This is a genomic window from Streptomyces laculatispora (genome assembly GCF_017353455.1).
GTDB lineage: Bacteria > Actinomycetota > Actinomycetes > Streptomycetales > Streptomycetaceae > Streptomyces > Streptomyces laculatispora.
The window spans coordinates 1-3,035 of sequence record NZ_JAFMPZ010000449.1 but is presented as its reverse complement, the minus strand read 5'-3'; the positions used below and the strand labels follow the sequence as shown (position 1 = coordinate 3,035).

Genomic DNA, 3,035 nt, shown 5'->3' with positions numbered 1-3,035 from the left:
CGTAGACGCGGGGCGGGTGCGGTGGCGTCGGCGCTCATGTGACCGTCCTCTTGAGGATGCTGATGCGTTCAGGTCGCGCTGCTGTGTTCAGGGGGTGCGGCCGGCGGTGTCGCCGACCGCGGGTGATCGGCGGTGATCGACTTCAACCTAGACCGGGCACCGGGCCACGGACGAGACACTTCCCGGCCTCCTCAGGTTTCCGTGCACCCCCTGTCCCTCTCCAGGGCTCGTGCGTTTCCGCACACCGTTCGTGGACGGTCACCTCGTGCCCGGCACAGCGCCGGTCACGGCTTCGCGGGTTGTCAGCGCGTCCGGTTAGCCTCTGTGGAGTGTCCTCACACCTCACCGATCCCGAGCAGCTCAAGGAGCTCCTCGGGATCCCCTTCACCCCGGAGCAGACGGCGTGCATCACCGCGCCGCCCGCCCCGCAGGTGATCGTCGCCGGAGCCGGGTCGGGGAAGACCACGGTGATGGCGGCCCGCGTGGTGTGGCTCGTGGGGACCGGACAGGTCGCCCCCGAACAGGTCCTCGGCCTCACCTTCACCAACAAGGCGGCCGGTGAGCTGGCGGAGCGCGTCCGCAAGGCCCTGGTCGCCGCCGGCGTCACCGACCCGGACGCCATCGACCCGGACAACCCGCCGGGCGAGCCCAGCATCTCCACCTACCACGCGTTCGCCGGCCGGCTCCTGACCGAGCACGGGCTGCGGATCGGGCTCGAACCCACCACCCGCCTCCTCGCCGACGCCACCCGCTTTCAGCTCGCCGCCCGCGTACTGCGCGAGGCCCCCGGCCCGTACCCGGCGCTGACCAGGTCGTTCCCCACCCTGGTCAGCGATCTGCTGGCCCTCGATGCCGAGCTCGCCGAACACCTCGTACGCCCCGAACAGCTCGCGGAGTACGACACCGAGCTGCTCCGCACGCTGGAGAGCGCCAAGCTCAGCAACGCCGAACTGCGCAAGATTCCCGAGACCGCCGAGGCCCGCCGCGAGCTGCTCTCCCTGACCCGGCGCTACCGCGAGGCGAAGCGGAGCCGCGACCTCCTGGACTTCGGTGACCAGATCGCGCTCTCCGCGCAGCTCGCCCTCACCCGCCCCGAGGTCGGGGCGGTCCTGCGCGAGGAGTACCGGGTCGTCCTGCTCGACGAGTACCAGGACACCTCCGTCGCCCAGCGGCTCCTGCTCTCCGCCCTCTTCGGCAGCGGCCCCGACGGCATCGCGTCCGGGCACGCGGTCACCGCGGTCGGCGACCCCTGCCAGGCCATCTACGGCTGGCGCGGCGCCTCCGTAGCCAACCTCGACGACTTCCCGAGCCACTTCCCGCAGGCCGACGGCGCCCCCGCGACCCGCTACTCCCTCAGCGAGAACCGCCGCAGCGGCGGCCGCCTCCTCCACCTCGCCAACGGCCTGGCCGAACCGCTGCGCGCCATGCACGAGGGCGTCGAGGCCCTGCGCCCCGCGCCCGGCGCCGAGCGCGACGGCCTCGTCCGCTGCGCCCTGCTGCCTACCCACACCGAGGAGATCGACTGGCTCGCCGACTCGATCGCCCACCTCGTGCGGACCGGCAAGGCACCCGGCGAGATCGCCGTCCTGTGCCGCACCGCGGGCGACTTCCCGGAGATCCAGGCCGCCCTGGTGGCCCGGGACATCCCGGTCGAGGTGGTCGGTCTCTCCGGGCTGCTCCACCTCCCCGAGGTCGCCGACCTCGTCGCGGTCTGCGAGGTCCTCCAGGACCCGGGGGCCAACGCGTCCCTGGTCCGGCTGCTCACCGGCCCCCGCTGGCGGATCGGCCCCCGCGACCTGGCCCTGCTCGGCCGCCGGGCCCGCCTCCTCGTCCACCGCGCGGCCCATGGCGACGACGACTTCGACCCCGACCGGCGGCTCGCCGAAGCCGTCGAGGGCGTCGACCCGGCCGAGGTGATCTCGCTGGCCGACGCCCTGGACACCTTCCTCGACTCCGGGGGTGAGCAGGACGACCGTCTGCCGTTCTCCACCGAGGCCCGCATCCGCTTCGCCCGGCTCGCCACCGAACTGCGCGACCTGCGCCGCTCGCTCGCCGACCCCCTGATGGACGTGCTGCACCGGGTCCTCACCGCCACCGGACTCGAAGTCGAGCTCTCCGCGTCCCCGCAGGCCCTGGCCGCCCGCCGCCGTGAGACCCTCGCCAACTTCCTCGACGTCGCGGCCCGCTTCGCCGCCGTCGACGGGGAGGCCACCCTCCTCGCCTTCCTCGGCTTCCTGCGCACCGCCGCGCAGTACGAGAAGGGCCTGGACAACGCGCTGCCCGGCGGCGAGAACACCGTCAAGGTCCTCACCGCCCACAAGTCCAAAGGCCTGGAATGGGACGTCGTCGCCGTGCCGGGCCTGGTCACCGGCCAGTTCCCCAGCGGCCAGTCCCGCGACGCCTGGACCTCCCAGTCCAAGGTCCTCCCGCACGCCCTGCGCGGCGACACGGCCACCCTGCCCGTCATCCACTCCTTCGACGCCAAGGGCCTCAAGGGCTTCAAGGAGGAGATGAAGGAGCACCAGCACACCGAGGAGCTGCGCCTCGGATACGTCACCTTCACCCGGCCCCGCACCCTGCTGCTCGGCTCCGGCCACTGGTGGGGCCCGAGCCAGAAGAAGCCGCGCGGCCCGTCCGGCTTCCTGCACGCGCTGTTCGAGCACTGCGCGGCCGGTCACGGCGAGATCGAGGCGTGGGCGGACGAGCCGGCCGAGGACGAGGAGAACCCGGCCCTGGCCGGGGCGGCGGCCGACCACGCCTGGCCGCTGCCCCTGGACGACACCGCGCTGGCCCGCCGCAGGGCCGCCGCTGACACGGTGATGGCCCACCTGAAGGCGCTGGCCGCGGCGGCCCCGGTACCGGACGCGTCGCCCGGAGCGGCGGAGCCGACGCCTCCGCCGGAAGAGCCGCCCCTCGACGACGCGCCGTTCCCCGAGGACGACCCCTTCCTGGACGAGGCGCCGTTCCCGGACGACGGGCCGTTCCCGGACGAGCCCCCCGTCCCCGGCGACGGGCTCCCAGCCGCCCCGCACGTC

At 73.7% G+C, this 3,035-nt stretch carries 1 protein-coding gene; it reads left to right on the top strand.

The annotated features are described in order from the left end of the window. Positions 1–329: 329 nt before the first annotated feature. A partial coding sequence (locus tag J1C73_RS21865; RefSeq protein ID WP_307797768.1) for an ATP-dependent helicase occupies positions 330–3,035 on the top strand: 2,706 nt, incomplete at its 3' end.